The organism is Xenorhabdus thailandensis (assembly GCF_037996785.1).
Lineage (GTDB): Bacteria > Pseudomonadota > Gammaproteobacteria > Enterobacterales > Enterobacteriaceae > Xenorhabdus > Xenorhabdus griffiniae.
This window is the reverse complement of the sequence record NZ_JBBMXF010000015.1, coordinates 103,929-125,922: the sequence shown is the minus strand read 5'-3', so window position 1 is coordinate 125,922 and position 21,994 is coordinate 103,929. Positions and strand designations below refer to the sequence as shown.

8 protein-coding genes and 1 CRISPR repeat array are annotated in these 21,994 nt (G+C 47.9%); of the genes, 1 reads left to right on the top strand and 7 read right to left on the bottom strand.

Annotation, left to right across the window (positions count from 1 at the left end):
- From AAC853_RS15570 to AAC853_RS15545, 6 genes are all read right to left on the bottom strand, one after another.
- On the bottom strand, positions 1-2,463 hold a 2,463-nt coding region (locus AAC853_RS15570; protein ID WP_340615085.1), incomplete at its 3' end, for a type I polyketide synthase.
- Entirely contained in the window at positions 2,460-8,558 is a 6,099-nt protein-coding gene (locus AAC853_RS15565) for an amino acid adenylation domain-containing protein (protein WP_340615084.1), read from the bottom strand. The genes AAC853_RS15565 and AAC853_RS15570, both read right to left, overlap by 4 nt.
- Positions 8,559-8,604: 46 nt before the next feature.
- Complete coding sequence (locus tag AAC853_RS15560) at positions 8,605-10,377, bottom strand: ABC transporter ATP-binding protein (RefSeq protein WP_340615083.1); 1,773 nt, start codon at positions 10,375-10,377, stop codon at positions 8,605-8,607.
- 2 nt (positions 10,378-10,379) lie between these two features.
- The gene (locus AAC853_RS15555) at positions 10,380-12,164 is read right to left on the bottom strand and encodes an ABC transporter ATP-binding protein (protein WP_340615082.1); all 1,785 of its coding nucleotides are present in this window, start codon (positions 12,162-12,164) and stop codon (positions 10,380-10,382) included.
- On the bottom strand, positions 12,151-13,416 hold the full coding sequence (locus AAC853_RS15550) for an MFS transporter (protein ID WP_340615081.1): 1,266 nt from the start codon (positions 13,414-13,416) through the stop codon (positions 12,151-12,153). The genes AAC853_RS15555 and AAC853_RS15550 overlap by 14 nt, the downstream gene beginning before the upstream one ends.
- A complete protein-coding gene (locus AAC853_RS15545; protein ID WP_340615080.1) occupies positions 13,413-15,413 on the bottom strand; it encodes a TonB-dependent receptor in 2,001 nt (666 codons plus the stop codon). The genes AAC853_RS15550 and AAC853_RS15545 overlap by 4 nt, the downstream gene beginning before the upstream one ends.
- Before the next feature lie 320 nt (positions 15,414-15,733).
- Between AAC853_RS15545 and AAC853_RS15540 the strand changes: the two genes are divergently transcribed.
- A complete protein-coding gene (locus AAC853_RS15540; protein ID WP_340615079.1) occupies positions 15,734-16,714 on the top strand; it encodes a helix-turn-helix domain-containing protein in 981 nt (326 codons plus the stop codon).
- A 70-nt stretch (positions 16,715-16,784) separates the two neighbouring features.
- A CRISPR array of direct repeats spans positions 16,785-21,148; the repeat unit is 29 nt; unit sequence CGGTTTATCCCCGTACTCACGGGGAACAC.
- A gap of 272 nt (positions 21,149-21,420) precedes the next feature.
- On the opposite strand, the gene dsbB is transcribed toward AAC853_RS15540, so the two are convergent.
- A complete protein-coding gene (dsbB, locus tag AAC853_RS15535; RefSeq protein ID WP_340615078.1) occupies positions 21,421-21,939 on the bottom strand; it encodes a disulfide bond formation protein DsbB in 519 nt (172 codons plus the stop codon).
- Between the last annotated feature and the right edge of the window lie 55 nt (positions 21,940-21,994).

Here is a 21,994-nt window from a genome sequence, read left to right as displayed (position 1 = left end):
CAGACTGCCACGTCGTCCGATCCCTGTTAGTTGTGCATCAGCCCCAAATTCCATGAACAGTGCAACACCTTGCTGGCGGGCAAACTCGATGGCCTGGTGATAACGTACCGTGTGGCGCATATGGTTACACCAGTAATCTGGTGAACCTAATTGCTCATCACTTGCCAGATTGGCTGTCAAGGTAGAAATGAGCGGAATTTCTCCCGATGCAGGTTGTAACCGACTGCAATACAGGGAAAAGTCTGCCAGAACAGGATCAAGCATGGCTGAATGTGCGGCACAGGCAACCTTAAGCCGTTGGCAGCGGATCTGCTGCTGTGCCAGACGTTGTGCCAGAAGCTCGATTTCTGTCTCAGTGCCGGCCCAAACCCAGTGTTGTGGGCCATTGCAAACCGCCAGATCCAAAGATAATGAATCAGTAACAGGACAAATATCTTCTTCGTTGGCAAAGATTGCCAGCATTGCTCCTCCCTGGGAGCAGTTTTGCATCAGTTTGCCGCGAGCGGCGACCAGCGGCATGATTTGTTCAGGCGTAAAAATTCCGGCAACAACGGCAGCTGCGAATTCACCAACGGAATGCCCGAGGACATAATCCGGTTTGAGCCCAAGTGCACGCCAATGGGCTGCCAATGCAATTTGATGTGCCACAATGGCCGGTTGTGCATATTCGGTAGTCGCTAATGCAGCATCATGCTCGCCGAACATAACGGCTTTTAATGGCAGCGCTAACTCGCAAGCACAGGCTGCACAGCAACGATCTAACATGGCGGAGAAAACCGGAGAGCTGGCATACATGGCTTTTCCCATGCCAGGCCATTGGCATCCCTGACCGCTGAATTGCCACAATTGCTTGTTTTCATTCTTAGCTTGTCCGCTAAAAATGTTCGGTGTTGGTATATTGCCTGCAAAAGCGGATAAACTGGCCGCATTTTTCCCTATATCGTGTGGTGATATTGGCAGCGCTAAACGCCAGGGCAGTGAAATATCGCGCCCTTGTAAGGCAGTCCAGGCCAGATCGGCATAACGTTCAGGGGTATTATTGAGCGCAGTCGCGTAGCGTTGTGCCAATTGACGCAATGAGGATTCAGAAGCCGCGGAGAGCAGCAACGGCGCTGTTGGTGAATGATTGACATCACGGCGGTGTAATTCTGTTGGCAATGATTGCACCACAATATGACAGTTGGTGCCGCCAATACCGAATGAAGAAACGCCGGCAGTTCGTAATTCTTGCGTCCAACGTTGTCCTTGTGTTGCCAGCCTGAATGGGCTTTCTTGCAATCGTAATGCCGGATTGGGTTGCTGTACATTGATTGTTGGAGGAATGTAACCATGCCAGACGGACAGAACCGCTTTGATCAAACTGGCAATGCCTGCGGCAGTATCGAGATGGCCGATGTTGCTTTTCACGGAGCCAAGGTAACAAGGCGGAACTGCTCCACTGCGGTCAGAGAATACAGTGCGTAATGCATCAACTTCTATGGGATCACCAAGGGGTGTTCCTGTGCCATGCGCTTCAATCATGCCGATGTCATCAATGCTGACATCAGCCAGTTGTAATGCTTCGCTAATCACACGGCGTTGGCCATTCACTGAAGGTGCAGTAAAGCCCACTTTTTCGTTGCCATCGTTATTAATGGCACTGCCACGCAATACGGCCATGATGGGATCGCCGTCGCGTAAGGCATCACTCAGACGTTTCAATGCAACAACACCAACACCATTGCCACCGTAGGTGCCATTTGCCTGGCTATCAAAAGGACGACAATGCCCGTCAGGTGAGAAGATCATCCCGGGTTGATACAAGTAACCACTCTCTTGTGGGAAAGAAACCGCCACACCACCGGCTAGAGCCATGTCACACTCACCGGAACGCAGGTTCTCGCAAGCCATATGTACGGCAACCAGTGAACTTGAGCAGGCTGTTTGTACGGTGAGAGCAGGCCCTTTCAGATTTAATTTATAGGCAGTACGAGTCGCAAGATAATCTTTATCGTTACTCATTAATGCCTGTAACCCTTTCACTTTGCCAACATCGGTCATCGCAAACTGTGACCACGAAGGCCAGGTACTGATCCGGCTGCTACCAAAGACACCGGTTTTCAGGGCGATATTTCGTGGCGCATAACCGGCATGTTCAAGCGCGTGCCAGGCTGTTTGTAGGAATAGACGCTGTTGAGGATCGAGCATTTCTGCTTCCTGACGCGAATAGCCAAACAGTGTGGCATCAAATTGTTCCGCGTTTTCCAGTATTGCCGCCTGATTGACAAAGTTTTCACTATCAATGACTTCAGGAGGAATACCTGCATCCAATAATGCTTGACGGGAAAGTGTCGTCGTACACTCAACCCCCTGTTGCAGGTTATGCCAAAAAGTATCGCTATTTGGTGCCTGCGGAAAACGACAGGCAAGGCCAATCACTGCGATGGGATCACAATTATCGTAGTGAGGCGTTAAGTTAGTCATTGTACAGCTCCTTTATGACGTTTTTCCCGTTGTTGCAGACGCTTTTGTTGTTGACGTTGACGAAGGGTAATCGACGGGTGGTTTCCGTCGGGTGTCTCTTTACGGCAACGCAAACTGAGCGTTTCGGGTGTCGGATAGGCAAATAAATCAGTAACAGCAAGATGCTGGAAGCCCGCATGTTGTAATTTGTTATGCAGTTGAATGAGCTGTAACGAGCTGGCTCCTGCCTCAAAAAAGTTCTGTTGTGCATTTATCGGACACTGGGTTACAGATAAAAACAGGCGTTGAATTTCACTGCATATTTGTGGATCGGCGCCTTCTAAGCGTGATGGTGCCATCGCCACAACAGGATTATCTGTAACGACTGTGTCTTGCTGGCGTGGCAGCAATTGCTCTAAAGCTGAATGCCAATTTTCCGGTTGTGTAACGAGCGTGCGCAATAGCGCCATATAGCTGTTGAACATGCTTTGTAACTGGTGTGGCTCAAATAATTCTTCGACTGCGTCCCAGTTCAGGCAAAGTTCACTGTCAGATTCGTAAACCTGGTGATCCAGCCAGATTTGTGGCGTTTGCGAGATCCCCCAAACCGGTTTCATCCATGATGAACGTGACAGGAACTGTCCTTCATGGGTTCCCAACGCACTGGTGAAAACGACTGGCATAACGGCAGCGTTGGGACCACGGCGCTGTGCCAGTTCGCGCATCACTCTGATTGCTGAAATATGGCGGTGATCCAGATCTTGCCATAGCTGTTGTTGCAGCCGACGCGCACTTGATAACCAGTTTTTCTCTGGATGCCAGGCCAGTAGTGACAATGAGGTGAAATCACCCAGAATATGTTTGATATCCTCATGCCAGTGTGGGCGATCAAACAGCGTCAGATTAAGGGTTAGCTCCGGTCTGGTACTGGATGCGGACAGAACGGTGGCATAAGCGGCAAGCAGGAGCGCAGAAGGTGTTATTTGGTGGGAGGCCGCCTGTTGTTTTAACTGCCCCCATTCCTGTGCAGATAACCGATCGCTATAGCGCACAAAATGCGGGGATTGGACATTTTCTGGTGCAATACGCAATGGTAATTGCGGGGCCAATGGCAATGTTTTCACTCGCTCTTGCCAGTATTGCAGTGAACGCTGGTGTACCGGCATTTGTTGCTGGCGTAATACACAATCACGGAATGTCACTTTCAGTGGCGGTAATGTGTGCTGTTCGTTGAGATATAGCTGCTCTAATTCAGCCAGCAATATCTGCATACTTAACCCGTCTAATAACAGGTTATCCAGACTAACAAATAGTCGGGAGACTGAACTGTTGTCTTGTGCAAGTTGGAAATCGAACACCGGCCAGCGACTGACATCTAATACTTGATGTGACAGGTGGTCGCGTAAGGTGTCTGCTTCAGCCATATCAGCAAATCGGTGTTGTTTAACGGAGAAAAGCGGGACATTTTGCAATATCTGTTGTTGTCCATTAATCACAACTGTCCTGAGCATCGGATGACGTTGGATCAGGCGATTTAACACCCGATTCAGGCGCTGAACATCTAATTGTTCTATCCGGTATTCGATAAAGAAATGTGCACCAATGCCGCTTAGAGCAAAACCAGGATAGCGCCCGACCAGATAAGCTTGCTGAACTTCGGTCAATGGGAAAGGCTGATATTCATCTTGCTCTTCGGGTATTGCATAGGCTTCTGATGCAGTTTCAGATAAATAAGTCAGTGTTGAGGCAAACGCCGCCAATTGCGGGTGACGGAACAGATGACTGAGTTCGCCTTTGAAGCCTTGTTGTGCCAGGTCACCAATCAAACGGGTAGCTAAAAGGCTGTCACCGCCAAGTTGGAAAAAGTCGCTGTTACGGCTCAATTGCTCTGTATTTAGCAGGCGTTGCCAACTATCGGCAACGGTTTGTTCTACCGCATTTAGTGAGGTTATTTCAGGCTGAGGCGTCGCTGTAGCTGTTTTTGTGGCGAACTGAAGAGATTGTGCCAGCGCCTTGCGGTCGATTTTGCCGTTAGGAGTCAGGGGCAGGTGCGGGATAACATGCAAGCTCTGTGGGATCATATACCCTGGCAAATGTTGTGCCAAAGCGGATTTAATTTTTTCCCGATCAGGTATGGTGACGTTGTCACTTATTTGCATCAACAACACACTCAAATTGCCGATAGTAATCGGTGTTTCCGCATGCAATGGAAGAAGAGATAACCACTCTGCCGCAGAACGTAACCGAATACCTTGGGGTGAAAGTAACTCAGCGGTAATCAGGGAAATAGGGGAGGCTTGTTGCAACTCCATTGCCAATACCAACGCTCCCGGCTGTGCCAGTGGAAGCAACGCTTTGATGCAACGTGTTGGGTCTTCCTCACGGTGTAATACATTGTTTAGCAGGATGATATCTGCCTGATGTTGTTGCGATTCTGGCCGGTTTTTCTCAGACCAATATTGTGCTGATGCGTGAGTATAGCCACTTAATCTTGTCTGCATCTGGTTAATCAGAGCCTGAGAACGTTCAAAGCCGATATAAGACAGATGTTGGTCAGTGATATGTTCTGCCAGCCACTGAGCACAGAGGCCGCTGCGGGCATCGAACTCCATCAAAGTAACGGGGCGTTGTAACCGCTGGGACAGGCCAATGATGACGTGTTTCAACCCTGCCAGCCATTGCTGGGTTTCCGGTTGGACAAAGAGCAGTTGCTCCGGTGCAAATTGCGGATCATCAAGTAATGTGACGGCTGCCTGCTGTCCGGTAAGAATATTACGCAGCGTAGAATGCCAGCGTGCAGGAATGCATTTTGCTTTATGACTGAATGAGGTGGCTGGTAATCCAGCTTGATAGATATGATGTGCAGGTTCAGTCAATAAATTGCATCGGCAAAGGTACGTCAGCATACGGGCAAACCAGTGATGGTATTCCGGCTGAGGTTGATATTGCGTCAGACAATCAGTGAGCGATTGCGGTGAAGTCAATGTAATGCCGTAATGCGACAGGTGTTCAAGCAGGAATGGCGCAACTTCGTCATGATGATTATCATCGGTTATTGCCTGCATTGCAGGGAACAGATCACGATAGTGTGTTGGTAATTGTGGGGCACGATTTATGCGTTGGCATAAAGTATCACCTTCCAACTCCAGGAATGCCACCAGAGACTTTTCTTTTTCACCACGGGCTAAGGCAACACCTTTACTGATACCGGTTACTTGACTGAGGGCGGCATCAATTTCTCCCAGTTCAATCCGGTAACCCCCAATTTTCACCTGGCTATCACGGCGTCCCATAAATTCAAGCCAGCCTTCGGGGTGATAACAACCCAGATCTCCAGTACGATACCAGCGTTCTCCCTGATCAATGACAAATTGGGTAGCCGTGCGTTCTTCATCATTAAAATAGCCTAGCGCTACACCAGCACCCCCAATCCACAGTTCACCGACAACCCAGTCAGGGCAATCACGGCCATCTTCACCAACTACGCGGTAACGCTGGTTAGTGAGAGGATATCCATAAGGGATAGAACGCCACTGCGGGTCAATTTCCTTCACGATATATTCATTTGACCAGATAGCCGCTTCCGTTGCGCCGCCCATTGCACTTAATACACCATCAGGATTGAACGCACGGTAACGCTCAGGCAGTGACAACCCGATCCAATCCCCGGACAACATCACAGTACGAAGTGTTTTCGGGGCATCAACCTCCATCCCTTCACAATAGGTCAGCAACATATCAAACAGTGCCGGTACACTGTTCCACAACGTAACGTGATGACGCTCGATCAGCATTTCCCAGGTTGATGGATCGCGGCGTTGTGCTTCATCAATTAAGACCAGTGCGCCTCCTGCACTGAGAATGCCAAAAATGTCATACACAGAGAGGTCGAAATGCAGGGCAGAGAGTGCCAGTAAACGGTCATGGCTTTGCACTTGATGACGGCGATTGATATCCAGACAGGTATTCAGTGCGCTTTGATGGCTAATCACCACACCTTTTGGCATACCAGTTGAACCGGAGGTATAAATGATATAAGCCGGATCAGTCACCGCGCGCTTAGCCATGTGAGTTAAGGGCAGTAACGGCTCATTTTGGTGCCAGGAAATGCAATGTATATCCTGTGACCAGGTATTATTCTGCTGCTTAGGATCAATAATCACGACATTGATTCCGGCACTTTCACAGATAGCGCGACGTCGGCTTAGTGGTTGATCCACGGGAACCGGAACATAAACACCGCCGGCATAAAGTACAGCGAGTACAGCGACAATTTGTCCAATGCCTTTTTCCATGCTAATGGCAACGCGATCTCCCGATATAACCGACGCTTTTTGCAGTACGGCGGCTAATCGGCGGGCAGCCAGACTGAGGTCGCCATAACTTATTTGTTCATGATGGGCTATTAAAGCCACAGCATTTGGTGTGCGTTCTGCTTGCGTAAACACCGCTTCATGCAACAAAGCATTAGGTAACGGTTCAACCGTGTTATTAATTTGGTGTCGCAGACGGTATTGCGACTCAGGCATCAAATCCGGTAATTTTTCGTGCCATTGTGTTGCGTTTTCCGTCAGGTTTTCAATCAGCCCTTGATAGGTTGTGAATAGCGTATCCATCAGGCCGTCAGGGAAAAGCTCATCGTTGCTATCCCACTGGATGTTCAGGGCGTTTTCATGTTCAAAGGCAACAAAATCTAGCCATACCTGGGGGGTTTGTGATATTCCCCAGCTTGGTTTTCCCAGGACATCACCGGTATTTTCACCATATAAAGGCCGGCCTAAATTGCTGGTGAACACAACCGGTGCACCATGTGGGTGGTTACCTCGCTTCTTGAGTTCACGCAGAACTTCGACACCAGACCAGTGACGATGTTCGTAAGCCTCGGTAAATGTTGTTTGTGCATCCTGAGCCAGTTGGCTGAACGGTAAATTATCGCCGGGGATGTCCAACAGCAAAATATTGGTAAAATCGGCCAGAATGTTGTCAACCGCGTTATGCAGCGGAGCTCTGTCAAATAGCGTCAGGTTGAACAACAAGCGTGTTGCATTGCTCCAACGGCACAATAAAGCGGCAAATGCCGTCGCCAATGCCATCGTTGGCGTCACGCCATTTTGTTGCGCGAGTTGTTTAAAATGTTCCCAATGTTCAGGTGATAAACGAAAACATCTGCGCTGGATCCGAACATTTGTTATCAGAGAAGGATCTCTGGCCAGAGGAAGTTGAGGGGCAGGTGGCAAGGTGTCTAATCGGTTACGCCAGAATTCCTCTGCTTCCTGTCGGGCTTGCTTAAATTGAGCCTGATATTGTGTCAGGTAACTGCAAAAATCATAGTCAGAAGAAATGGCAGGCAGGCTGCGTTTGGCAATTAATGCCGCCAGTTCGGTAAAGAACAGGCTAAAACTGGCGGCATCCATGATCAGCAGATCGATATTAGTATGTAGCCGATGTTGTTTATCGCCAAACAGGCTAAGCTGAATATCAAACGTTTCCCCTTCTTCAACCCGTAATACACGATGGCTTAATTGGTTACGTATGTTATCCAGCGCTTGTTGCTGTTCATCAATGGACTGATGGCGGAGATCGTGAACGGTTAATTTTTTCCAGTAAGCGCGGGGCATACCTTGCTGGCGACCATCCGGCAAAAAACGCACACGTAACATCGGATGGCGCTGGATCAGTAGGTGAATAGCCGCCTCCAGTCGTTCAGGCTCCAGCCCGATACCATCAAACTCATGATACAAATGACAACCCACACCTCCCAACGTTTGCTCCGGTGAACGCCCAACAAAATAAGCATGTTGTACCGCCGTCAATGGGAATGGATTCGCATCAACAATCCGTGGCTGTGGCGTTGTTTCTTGGGGAACTGTATGAGTGACAGGGGCACTGCATTGCAGAAGCTGACTCCAGGCATACAGCGTTGGCTTTTGGTAAAGTTCGCGCAGAGTGACACGATGACCCTGGCGTCTAAACTGGTTTAGCAATGCCATGATTTGCATTGAATCCAGCCCATGGCGAATTAAATCGTCATGATCGCCCACCAAAATATTTTTTTGATTAAACAGGCCAACGATAAGCTGGCGCAGTGAATCAGGAGAGTGAAGGTCCATGTGCATAAGTAAATCCTATAAATGACAGTACCTAAAAAATCATATGGGTGGGTTACACCTTGTTTAAGTGAATATTGGGGTGTAAATGCCAATGCTCTTCTGAGCCAAGGTGATTTTTCCAAAGGGATTGGTAAAGCGGGCAACGCCCCAGTAATTCATCATGTGTACCGCTATCACAGAGGGTTCCATGATCCATTACCAATATTTGATCAGCACGGGTTATCGTGCTTAACCGATGAGCGATGACAAAAACGGTTTTATCCTGAGTGAGAGAATCAAAGGCTTCTTGTATTAACCGCTCATTTTCGGGATCCAGCGACGCCGTTGCTTCGTCCAGGAATAGAACCGGGGACTGTTTTAGGATCGCACGAGCAATGGCAAGCCGTTGGCGCTCACCACCCGATAACGTACCGCCATCCACACCTAAAGGTGTATCGTACCCTTGCGGTAATGCCATAATCGTATCGTGAATATTGGCGAGACGGGCAGCCTGTTCCAGCTCTGCCTGTGTCGCATTCGGATCCCCCAGACGAAGATTGTTGGCAACCGTGTCCTGGAATAGGGCGGTTTCCTGGAACATCATTGTAACGGTGTCATACAGTGCTTGAGTCTGGTAATGATGAATAGGGTTCCCACCTAAACAGATTTCACCTTTATCCAGTTGATAGAAAGCAAGTAATAAGTAGGCCAGCGTGGATTTACCACTGCCACTTGGCCCCACAATAGCGGTCATACTGCCTTGTGGGGCATAAAATGATACGTCCTGGATAGCGGGCTGGTGAGTCCCTGGGTAGCTAAATGAGATATTGTTAACTTCAACATCATATTTGTTTGGTGCAGCTAATGGCCCGGAAGTTTGTGTTGCAATCGCCTCTATCTCTGCAATATGTGTTTCACCGACTTGTGTCAATGCGGTTACGTTGAGCAGGGGAATGATCCCGCGTAAAGGGGTAATAGTGGCAAACAACAACAGAATAGTGATCAGCATCTCAGGGAGAGTGAGTGCTTCATGAAAGCGTAAGGCTCCGGCCAGAATGCCAACAACCACGCTGGTATCAATAATGATGTAGAACAGACTCAGCAACGGTATGCTTTTGAATATTCCACGGCGGAATGCGGCACGTAGTTGTTCAATTTCCTGGTCAAAACGTTGTTCTACCGTTGTGGTCGCAGCCGCCGCGCGAATAAACGCCATGCCCTGGGCATATTCTACGATTGCTTCGGATACATCAGCCATCATCGCTGCCCGGCGGCGCAGTATTTCATTGAGTTTTTGCCGGATCCCACCTAGGATCAGTAATCCAACCATCAAGACTAATAGGGCACAGCCAGCAACAACCCAGTCGAACCAGAATAAAGCCAGATAGATAAGCGTCAGCATCATAATCTGGCAGGTAATTTGTGGGGTGGTATAGGCTGATTGATTTTCCTGCCATTGCACATCTTCGGATAATGTCAGGGCTATTTTTCCGGCACTTAGTCCGCGAATTGTCGCGATGGACATACCGACAAGCCGCTGTAGCAAAGAGCGGCGGATTTCTATCCCCAACCCATAAGCGGCAATGGTGAGTTTACGTAATGCGCGAGACATAAAAGTGAATCGCAGCAACAGTAAAATAACCAATAATGTCAGTGTGATAAGTGGCAGCATAGCGTTGTCACTTTCTTTCGGATGAGTTCCCTCCAGATGAGCGATGGCCCAGGCAGCGATAGCCAGTTGCGCCATAATTGCAATGGTATCAAGCTGCTTATATAACAATCCACCCAACCAAACCCGTTGTAGTTTTGCGGACAGATGTTGTTGGAGACGATTAAATAATCCCATGATTAATTTACTCCTGTTCCGGTATTTTCTCCCCGCCAGGCTGCCCACTGTTTGGCATACGCGCCTTGCTGTGCGAGTAGTTCATCATGGGTGCCTTGCTCAATGATTTGTCCTTTATCCAGAACCAGTATTTGATCAAGGTGACGGATAGTTGGCAGGCGATGGGCGATAACAATCACTGTCTTATTGCGGCATAACGCATTGAGTGCTTGTTGCATCTCTTTTTCACATTCTGGATCGGCATAGGCGGTAGCTTCATCTAATACAAGAATGGGCGCGTTTTTCAGGATAGCGGCGGCAACGGCGATACGCTGTTTTTCTCCTACAGACAAGCTAATACCGTTGTTGATTACGGTGTTGTAACCTTGTGGTAACTGTTGGATAAATTGATGTGCTTGTGCTGCGATGGCCGCTGCTTCAACTTCTGCTTGTGAAGCATCAGGACGAGCCAGGCGGATATTATTGGCTATCGTATCGTTGAACAGAAATACCCGCTGGAACACAAAAGAGATGTTATTACGCAGTGTGGTTTCATCCATGTTGCGGATATCAACACCACCAACAGTAATTTTGCCCTGTTGAGGATCCCAAAGACGGGCAACCAGGCTGGCTATCGTGGATTTACCAGAGCCGCTGGCACCAACCAGAGCGAGTGAACTGCCGGCAGGGACGGAAAACGAAACGTTATTTAAGACATTGTCCTGCTTATCTTGATAGGAAAAGCTGACATTATGCAAAGCCACAGTATGATCGGCAGGGACCTGATTTTGGGTACATGGCGCTAATTCAGGTTGATTCATCAGCCAACGATATCGTGTAACTAAGGCCTCTTGCTGCTGCAAACGTGTCATCACCGAAAACATAGATGAAGCAATATTGCCGAATGCCATGGCAGCCAGAATAAAGAAGGTGAATTCAAATAAAGTAATGGCTTGTCGGTTAAATAGCCAGACCGCCAAGGGGAGGACAAACAGCAGATTAGCGCTGGATAGCACAAAAAATCGGCTGGATTTGACCTGCACTTTCTCAACCCAAACATCGATAATACGTGTCAGGGCGGTAAAGGCTTCTTCCGCTCGCTGTAGGGCAATATTGCCGCCTGAATAGGTTTTCACTACAGGAATTGCGTTGATAACTTCACCCATTGTCGAGGCAATACGATTTTGGGCGGCGTAAAATCGTTGAGTAGTGGTTTGAACTTTCATCTGAATATAGATGAATAATAAACAAGCACCCAAAGTTGGAACAAAAGCCGCTAATGCTAATCGCCAGTCAATGGCTAACATCACACCCAATGCTATTAATGGACCGAACACGGTTGCTGACATCTCTGGAATAATGTGGGCGATACCATCTTCAAGTTGTTCGACGTCATCTAACATCATCTTCTTGATTTCGGTGCTGTCAGTCTGCATAAAGAAGCCCAGGGGGACAGACTTCAACTTATTGCTGATATTACGACGAACATCAGCTTGAACATCGGCAGCGATCAAATGAGCAACAAACGTTGAACCACTGAAAGTCAGCATCGCGGCAAAGGTGAAGCTCAATAACATGACGCCGTAATTCAGCAAGGTGTCATATTGCCCGTCATAGAGTGATTGGGTAATAAGGCCAGCAACTGCGGCCGGCAGTATTTGCAGGCCAGCAGAAACAATGGCAAGTGCGATAGCAACGTAACTCAGCGTGCGGTATGGGCGCATCATATCCCACAATGTCTTAAGGACACCGGCGTCAGCGGCACGTTGCTCAGGAGAATTTTGAACAGAAGGATCATTGCTGGGCATAGGTGTTTTCCTTTTGGAAATTGTGGCGCTTACGTAATGTCCAGAACAAGCCAGCCAGGGTGAAGAGGGAGGCAAGCGCGAAAAGAGAGGCATAGCTTGCTTTGGTTACAATCAATCCACCCAGCATTGAACAGATGATGGCAATGCTCATATCTGCGGATTGCATCAGCGCAAAATCCACACCAGATTGTATGCCTGCCGCCAGAGACATCATTTGGGTATACAAGGCAACAAATTTGGTCGCGGTGATTAGTGTGATAAAAACGTATGCTGCCGAAAGCAGGGACAGGGGTGTTTCTGGTTGCTGAGAAAGCCAGAAAATACCCACTAACACCAGACACTCAAGCAACATGACCGCCAATAATGTCTGGATGGCACCTAGCTTACGAACCACGATGCCGCCAAGCAGGACACCAGATAAGCCAGCTAATGCCCCACCACTGGCAGCAATGATACCTAATTGGGTTAAGTCTACGCCGCGATCGACTAAAAATGGGGAGAGCATACCGAGTGACAGGCGTGTCCCCATCATACATAGCAGTATTAAAATCAGTGCTTGTTTAACTGGGGTACGGCGTAATGCACTCTTTAGCGAAGGTTTTGGCGAGGAGGGCGTGATCGATGTTTTTGACGTGCTCGATTCTGCCTGTCCCTGCGTTTTTCGGATGAACAAGATAGGCAGTGACATTAATAGCATCACTATCACCAACATGCCTGCACCAATGTGCCAGCCATAGAGTGAAATAAGATATAAAAACAGACCGCTGCCAATAATGGCGCCCAGATAACTTCCCCCAACCTGCATGACATTGCTCCAGGGGCGATGCTGTGGTGGTAATCGATCGATAGCATGGCCGTCTGTGGTGGTATCTACCACGGTCAGACAAAGCGTAATCAAAAACAGGGCCGCTATGATAAGCGGCATATGTTCGGCAGGTTTTGCTAAGGACATTAAACCAAAAAGCAGTGCAATTAACAGATTGCCGCAGAGCATGATGCGGCGGGGGTGAGTATCCCCCGAACCTGATTTGCGATAGCGTTCTACAACGGGTGCCCAGAGGAATTTTAATGCCCAAGGTAACATTAATAGATAGAGTAACCCTATCTTATCTGGGGTAACGCCGTGGTTGCGTAGAAATGCCGGCATGCTTTGTAACGTTAACATACCAATGGTACTTTGGATGGTGTAAACACCAGCCAAAGTCAAAAGTAGTAACGAGATGTGACGGCGATGTGAGGTGCTGTGCATCATAGTGCAACGCTCACATCCAGCCCAACATTCAAGCCTTTATTTATCATGCTATACGTATTGTTTCCCATCTGGAAACTGGATGCGCGATACTGTTTGTTACCTAAATTTTCCCCATAAAGTTTGACATTGATGCCATGATCCATTTCTAAACTGAGTGATGCGTCATAGAGAGTATATCCCCCTTGTTCAAGGGCATTCGCTTCATCAAAGTAGCTTTTTGAATAGTAGCGAGTGCCAGCATTGAAATAGAGGTTACCTGGTAACAATGTTTGATTAATCAGATAGTCGAAACTTGCATTAAGCATGACATCTGGTGCATAAGGCAGGCGTTTGCCTTTATAATTTACGCCACTTGTTGTCTCAGTGAAATTTGACTTACCTACGCTACCCCCCAGAGAAAGTCTAAGCCCTTGCATTGGGTTAATCTGGCTGCTCAGCTCGATACCTTTACTTTCTGCTTTTCCGGCGTTACGAATGAATTGTCCACCCATAGGTCCGACGTAGATCTGTTTATCTTTGGAACGAATGTAATAAACTGCGCTGTTTAATGTCATTGCGTCATTAAAGAATGAGGTATGCCAACCAAACTCATAATTGTCTGAGGTTTCGGTATCGTAAGGCTTTTTATCATTGGCAGAGGAAACAATGTTATTGAACCCGCCCGGCTTGTATCCTTTGGTGGCAGAGAGATAGAAACGGGTATCTGGTGTCAATTGCCAGCCCAGTGCTGCCTTAGGTATAAACTCATTGCTGGAAACCTGGTTATCAAAAGCGTCGACCGCCATTATGCCAGAACGGCCTGCATAGGCTATTTGAGATTTTTCATGTGACAAACGCCCGCCAAGCGTCAGATCCCATTGAGAAGCGATGGGTAATTTGACTTCACCAAACAGGGCCAGTGATTTTGTTTTTATCGTGTTCAAGGCAGCGCTATAGTAATTCATATAGGCGCCAGTATGATGTCTGCTAGTTTCATCTGAGAACCAACCGCCGAGAACGCTGGTAATCCCATTAGAGTAGTTGGAGTTTAAGCGTAGTTCTTGGGTGGTGGCATGGTGTTTTTCTTTCCATTTACCCCCGATAAAATCACGGAAAATATCGCGATCCTGATAGGCGGTGATACTGGTTAATACGTTGTTACCAAAATCATAGTCCGCTTTGAGTGCATAACTGTTGACGCGCCGTGTTAAATCCGGGATAGGGCCATCATATTCTTTCCGACGGAACTGTTCGTCGGTTAAATAAAGCTCTTCATGTGAATTGAGATCTTCATGAGCAAAGCTAAGTTCAGCGCTGAATGGAGACTCTTCTGGTGCAAAGGTCAGCTTTCCTTTACCAAGCCAGGTTTTGCTGGAGTCAATATTTTTATCACCGCGATTTGGGGCATCAATTTGTCCTGGCTCTTTTACCCAGCGTAGACTCATGCTGCCATAAAGCATGTCTTCAATAAGCGGCACTGATCCGCTGAAGGAACCCCCTTGTTTTAATTTAGAATAATGACCAGAAAGGTTAAACCAAGGGCCTTCTTTTGGAGAGCGAGTGATGATATTGATAACACCGGCTTGGGCATTGCCACCATATAAAGTGCCTTGGGGACCACGTAATAATTCTACACGTTCTACATTAATTAACTCTTGTGTCAGAAATTGGTGATCTTGAGGAACACCATCAACATAAATGCGAATGGAGGGTGAATAGTAATCGGGTGAACTGATACCCCGAATGGTGGTTGCTGAGTAGGTTCGGTTACCGCGAGAGCGGATTTGTAAGCCAGGGAAAGCACGCTCAAGATCCTGTACTTGGGTGATACCTGCTTGCTCAAGTTCCTCGCCAGTTTTTACTAAAATACTGCCATTAACTTTATTTAATGCTTCTGCTCGTTTGTTAGCCGTCACAATCAAAACATCTTCTGTAGCTTTGGGTGAATGCTCCGCCCAAGTCACAACAGGTGTGATCAGACAACATAAGACAGACGCTTTAGCATATTTTTTTCTCATAAATACTCTTTATGCCTTTCCAAATCATGTTTTAAAAAGATCAAATGTGGTAAACCAAATAAGCGTGGTAAACCGAAAACAATCTTTAGTGAAATTAACTGGAATAGAAAGGAAGAGCTAACGGGATAGGGACAAAAATAGCGCGATACGTACTATTGATAATGATTCTCATTAATGATAAATTGCGTGATATTCACATTGGTATATAAATATATAAAATAAAAGAATAATGCCTTTAACACGCACAACATGCTGTTTTTATTGTGGAAAGCGTTTTTTTGAAATGGTTGGTGTCTGATGCTGATTTTACAGGGGATTTCATGAAGACAATCTATAGCGAAACATTGGGGATTTTCGCTGCTGGCCATGGCAATAATAGGCATTCACCAGTAGAGGAAAACAACACAACGCCTTCATTGCTAACAGAGGAACTATCCGATGGAATTCACATCAACCGTATCCATCTTGAGCTAAGCCAAGATTTTACAGAATATTGTGAAGGACCACCAACAGTGTCAATAGCCTTTGTTCTCAATGGGAAGGGAAAAATGGCAATTGAAAATGGCGAGGTTTTAGATATTAATCCGGGAACGATGGTCTTTTTTTATTCGCCTACGATAACGCGGGGTATGAATTTTTTTGGCTGCGGAACTTGGCGTATTCTCGATATCCGTTTTTCTCTGAACGAAATTGAAGCTCAGGAGTTGCCATCTTTTACCAAATTAACGGCTGGTTTTGAGAAAAACGCGAGTTATAGTGATGCTTTGATGATGGCTTGTCCTATCTATCCGCCTTTTATGCAGATAGTGAATCAAATAGAAGAGTGTCAATTAACTGGTAGTGTCAGGAAGGTCTACTTAAAGGCAAAGGCGTTAGAGATACTCGCTTGCGTGACAGCGCAAATTTATGATTGCCAATATAATATGATTAGCGGGTTGCAGCGCCGGGCTGTTTACAATGCGATAAAAATAATTAATAACGATTATCATCATCCCTGGACAATAAAATCGTTATCAAGGGCAGTAGGTCTGAATGAACGGAAATTAAAAGAGGGATTCCGGGCGGTTGTTTTTCGTACTTTTCATCAATATCTGGAAAACGTCCGTATGACCACTGCGGAAGATTTATTGAAGAAAGGAATGAGTGTCATTGAGGTTGCTGCCGCAGTGGGTTATTCCAGCCCAAGTCATTTTTCTAAACGTTTCCGGCAACATTACTTAATCAACCCTAAAGCATGGCAGGCAAAATATGCCGTGAATCACACACTACTGAAAGAAAATATTACAGTAGGAAGTCGGTAGAAATGCCGAATGTGGCATGACGTTGTTAATTGGTATTTAACCCGTTAAATAGATTCATTTCCCGAAATTCTGATTTATCCCCGTACTTACGGGGAACACAGATATGACAAATGTAATAGAAATACCGAATGAGGTTTATCCCCGTACTCACGGGGAACACTTTAATATCATACGGTTACGGCGAGTTCTCTGCGGTTTATCCCCGTACCCACGGGGAACACGCTTTCTGTAATCACAAACCAGTCACCACTACCGGTTTATCTCCGTACTCACGGAGAACACAGTCTTATTGCTATTTCCTTCAAGCCGTGGAGCGGTTTATCCCCGTACTCACGGGGAACACAACATAGCCATCCTGGCTAATTCTCTCAGTTCCGGTTTATCCCCGTACTCACGGGGAACACATGATTTCGCCGCTGTTTTTTGACAGGCGTGTCGGTTTATCCCCGTACTCACGGGGAACACCTGAGTTGCAGTGAGTACGGGGAATATTGATGCGGTTTATCCCCGTACTCACGGGGAACACATAAAAGCATGGCGAAATGTGTGCCGCCCGGCCGGTTTATCCCCGTACTCACGGGGAACACCTGAACGCGGATTCAATTTCGATGACCGGAGGCGGTTTATCCCCGTACTCACGGGGAACACTCAGGGAAAAATGAAACCGTGCCGGCAACAGCCGGTTTATCCCCGTACTCACGGGGAACACACTGGCCTAGTCGCCAGCCGTATCACTACCAGACGGTTTATCCCCGTACTCACGGGGAACACTCGATCAATATAACCTGGTGTATTGTTGCGCCCGGTTTATCCCCGTACTCACGGGGAACACATCATATCCTGCCACGGTAACACCTGACCGGACGGTTTATCCCCGTACTCACGGGGAACACAATGGCGGAGCCAGGCGCAAATCGCGTGCCATCGGTTTATCCCCGTACTCACGGGGAACACGGGGCAAACTCCAACACCTTGCCTGCCGGGATCGGTTTATCCCCGTACTCACGGGGAACACGACTGAAGCTGCTCGACTGCTGACTGAAGGGGCGGTTTATCCCCGTACTCACGGGGAACACTTATAGTGACCAAATGGCACATTAAATTCACCCGGTTTATCCCCGTACTCACGGGGAACACCATCCCGAATGAAAAAAGGTGAATCATGAATACGGTTTATCCCCGTACTCACGGGGAACACTGAGTCAGGATTACATAGATTACCTAGAACAACGGTTTATCCCCGTACTCACGGGGAACACTTGCCGCCCATGCAGAGCGTAATATGGATTATCGGTTTATCCCCGTACTCACGGGGAACACCGGCATCGTGAATGTCGTAGGCTACCCGTACGCGGTTTATCCCCGTACTCACGGGGAACACATGGGAATAAATCCGCCAAAGTCCGGCAATGGCGGTTTATCCCCGTACTCACGGGGAACACCTAATTAATCCAAAGAAGTTTATTGAAAATATCGGTTTATCCCCGTACTCACGGGGAACACGCAAATACCTAGTTACAGCAACCTGACACTCGCCGGTTTATCCCCGTACTCACGGGGAACACGTGCAAATTTAAACATCGTTAAACTCCAGATTCGGTTTATCCCCGTACTCACGGGGAACACTGCTAACATTAGGTCAGACTGCTCCCCCGTACCGGTTTATCCCCGTACTCACGGGGAACACAGGATTGATAAACAGATAGCCAATTTTTGGCTCGGTTTATCCCCGTACTCACGGGGAACACGTAGAGTTTTAATCCACGTAATACACCGACCTGCGGTTTATCCCCGTACTCACGGGGAACACAGAAAAGGAGCAAGGGACACCACGCGCCGAGGCGGTTTATCCCCGTACTCACGGGGAACACCTCCATGCCTGCTTGTAAACACTCATTGATATCGGTTTATCCCCGTACTCACGGGGAACACGCAGCAAGGATAGCTGATCACACTAAAGCTAACGGTTTATCCCCGTACTCACGGGGAACACCTCCAGCAGGGCATAGGGCTTGAATCGGATCGCGGTTTATCCCCGTACTCACGGGGAACACAACCTGTTTGTTCATCTGCCAATACACCGTGACGGTTTATCCCCGTACTCACGGGGAACACAGGCCGCTGCAAACATTACCTGTCATGGGTGTCGGTTTATCCCCGTACTCACGGGGAACACAGGTACATAACCGTGATATAGCGAAGCGGTCGCGGTTTATCCCCGTACTCACGGGGAACACCATTAATGTGAGTTCTGCCCGCGTGCCCTCATCGGTTTATCCCCGTACTCACGGGGAACACTTATGCAGGAAGCAGCAACTGATGAGTATTTGCGGTTTATCCCCGTACTCACGGGGAACACAGGTATTCAATCAGAGGCTGAAAAAGGGCGACCGGTTTATCCCCGTACTCACGGGGAACACTCCATAAATATCAGCCCGCAAGAGAGCCGGGGCGGTTTATCCCCGTACTCACGGGGAACACTATTCATGTTAGTTCCAGTTGAAATTGATTTTCGGTTTATCCCCGTACTCACGGGGAACACCTCATCCAATCCACTGATGCTGCCATTATTCTCGGTTTATCCCCGTACTCACGGGGAACACAACTGCCCGCATATCGACCAATCAGTAGTAGGCGGTTTATCCCCGTACTCACGGGGAACACGTTGTATACAACTTTAAAAAGTGGCCCTGATTCGGTTTATCCCCGTACTCACGGGGAACACGCCCCGTGTCGTATAGGGGGAATTCCAGGTGGCGGTTTATCCCCGTACTCACGGGGAACACGGTTTCACATTTCGCCCGATTATCTGATGATCCGGTTTATCCCCGTACTCACGGGGAACACGGTTCCAAGTCTTTAACCGTCAGGCCGGATTGCGGTTTATCCCCGTACTCACGGGGAACACGCATTGATTCCGACTTCTTCATTACGCCCTGCCGGTTTATCCCCGTACTCACGGGGAACACCCGTATTGACGGTAATCGTCGTATAACGCCACCGGTTTATCCCCGTACTCACGGGGAACACATCACCTTGTTTCAGTTTTCAGCCATCCGTGGCGGTTTATCCCCGTACTCACGGGGAACACCTGTTTGCAATTATTCCGTGCCGTGCGAGTTTCGGTTTATCCCCGTACTCACGGGGAACACCAGCTCTGCCGCCAAATCAGCAACACCGTAGCCGGTTTATCCCCGTACTCACGGGGAACACTTATGCCTATATAAGAGTAAGGCCAAGTCTGACGGTTTATCCCCGTACTCACGGGGAACACCTCAACAGCAGTAATCTCAAAGGACACGCCATCGGTTTATCCCCGTACTCACGGGGAACACCTGAAACACTCAGATGGTCGCTACCTCACTATCGGTTTATCCCCGTACTCACGGGGAACACGTTTATTGAGCTTAACTGTTTGTGAAGCCCAGCGGTTTATCCCCGTACTCACGGGGAACACTTGTTTAACTCATTCAGGCATTCCCTCGCCACCGGTTTATCCCCGTACTCACGGGGAACACATATAAGGGTTATCCTGTAGCTTCCGCAGTTTCGGTTTATCCCCGTACTCACGGGGAACACATCTTGCCACCCTATCCCCCTAACGCCAGTCCCGGTTTATCCCCGTACTCACGGGGAACACCTACGGGAACCGCTCTCACATTATAAATCGGGCGGTTTATCCCCGTACTCACGGGGAACACTCGTTCAAAGACAACCCAAATCTGATAGTGGGCGGTTTATCCCCGTACTCACGGGGAACACGCCTGTACTTGAATGGTTGGTGTGCTAGCGATCCGGTTTATCCCCGTACTCACGGGGAACACGGAATATCCCCGCCCAGAGCACTTGGAGCAGGCGGTTTATCCCCGTACTCACGGGGAACACTCGCTTCGGCGGGGTTTTCATTTCTAAGGCCGCGGTTTATCCCCGTACTCACGGGGAACACTTATCCGCCGCTTTCGCCAAATCATACGCCGCCGGTTTATCCCCGTACTCACGGGGAACACTCAATATCGCCATCCTGCAGCTGGTACTCACGCGGTTTATCCCCGTACTCACGGGGAACACGGCCGATTTCACTGTCTTGACCGGACGTGGGCCGGTTTATCCCCGTACTCACGGGGAACACTAACAGGATTTCATAATGACGCTGTAGCAAATCGGTTTATCCCCGTACTCACGGGGAACACGAATGCACTGGTACTGAAAGCGTGGGACATTATGGTTTATCCCCGTACTCACGGGGAACACATATACCCGGCATGGCTGCCGTTCAGGTAATACGGTTTATCCCCGTACTCACGGGGAACACTTATTTAAAATCGCATTTTCCCGACGGGTAACCGGTTTATCCCCGTACTCACGGGGAACACTAGCTGTAGTTGCTTCTGGCATTCTATAGCCGCGGTTTATCCCCGTACTCACGGGGAACACCCTAATTTTATCTAACTGTTTTATAAAATATTTTTTCGACTTAAAAAGTCTACCATTTTTTCAGCCTATAAATCAGTAAAATTTATCTTTCCGTTTTTTCTGATTTATAATCTGCAATACAGATCGTGTTTTTATTATTGTGATAGAGAATTGAATATAGGAAAGATTTTTGAGAGCGGCTTACAAAGTACCGGCGAGTTCCCCGTGAGTACGGGGATAAACCAAGGTTAAAAGGAGCCTTTAGAGACTCCTTTTGGAACAATTTCTTACTCTTAAGATCTATCCTGAATTCGAAAAAATTGACTCACTAATACTAATATACTTACCAGCAGATAAGCGGCAAAAATACCAATCAGCCATTGCGGCATATCCAGTGTTAAAAATTCCCACTGTTTCATCGAACAATCCCCAATCGCCTGAAACACTGAAGGTAACCAATCATTCAGTGGTAGCCAAGATGGGAATCGGACAAAAAATTCACAAGTATTAAATGGGGAAGGGTATAACTGCATCATGGTGTGATCCCATGCCAGTTGTAATCCTTGCCATGCGCTATAAATCCACAGCAAAATCGCTAACCAACGCAAAGGCGTTTTTGGTGCGATTGCACCAAGTAGCGCAGCGCCTAAAATACCGAACAACGCAACACGCTCATAAATGCACATTACGCAAGGCTGTAACTGCATCACATGTTGAAAATAGAGTGCTGTCGCTTCCAGGATAAGGGCTGTCAATGCCATCAATAACCATGCGCCTCGCCCTTGGGAACTCTGATTTAAAAATTGAAACATTTTCTTTTCTTCCCATCTTCTTAAGATAAATAACGGGTTTATTGTGCCGTTTCAT